1 protein-coding gene is annotated in these 816 nt (G+C 40.4%); it reads left to right on the top strand.

The window, feature by feature from the left end:
- On the top strand, nucleotides 1-816 hold an 816-nt coding region (locus tag AC1DND_RS28740; protein WP_477586363.1), incomplete at both ends, for a DUF1549 domain-containing protein.

The following is an 816-nucleotide window of genomic DNA, read 5'->3' as shown; positions in this document are numbered from 1 at the left end:
AACCAAAATGTTATTAAAAAAGAAAATATTATTTGCAACAGGCTTCGTGCTGGTTGTGATTACCTTAATAGCCTTTTCGCTTTTCTCGTCGGAGAAACCGATCGATTTTAACACGCAGGTTAAGCCCATTTTAAATAAAAAATGTATCTCCTGTCATGGCGGGGTTAAACAACAAGGCGGTTTTAGCGTGTTGTTTAGGGAAGAGGCTTTGGCTAAAACCAAAAGCGGCAAGCCTGCAATTATTCCAGGCAATCCTGAGGATAGTGAATTTATCAAACGCTTAAAATCAAACGATCCTGAAGAAAGGATGCCATATAAGCACCCTGCTTTAAATAATGATGAAATTGATATTTTGAGTGGTTGGATAAAACAAGGTGCAAAATGGGGCAACCATTGGGCTTATGTTAGTGTAAAACCGACTGAATTGCCAGATGTGGATAATGATTGGATACGCAACGATCTGGATAAATTTATTTTTGCAAAGCTTGAGGAAAATAAACTTGAGCCATCTAAAACTGCTGATAAGGCTACCCTATTGAGAAGGGTAAGTTTAGACCTGATCGGTACTTACCCATCAGATAAACTGGCCAAATTCTATTTGAACAGTAAAGACGAACAGGCAGCCTACAATGTGCTGGTTGATAGTTTGCTGGCTTCGCCTAAATTTGGCGAGCGCTGGGCATCGATGTGGCTGGATATAGCACGTTATGCCGATACTAAAGGCTACGAGAGTGATCCTAACCGAAATATCTGGAGTTATCGCGACTGGGTGATTAAAGCCTTTAACCGCGATATGCCATATGATCGGTTTATTAC

The organism is Pedobacter sp. 01N416, from assembly GCF_056399685.1.
Note: the sequence above shows the minus strand (reverse complement) of the source record. Positions and strands in the feature narration are given on the sequence as shown.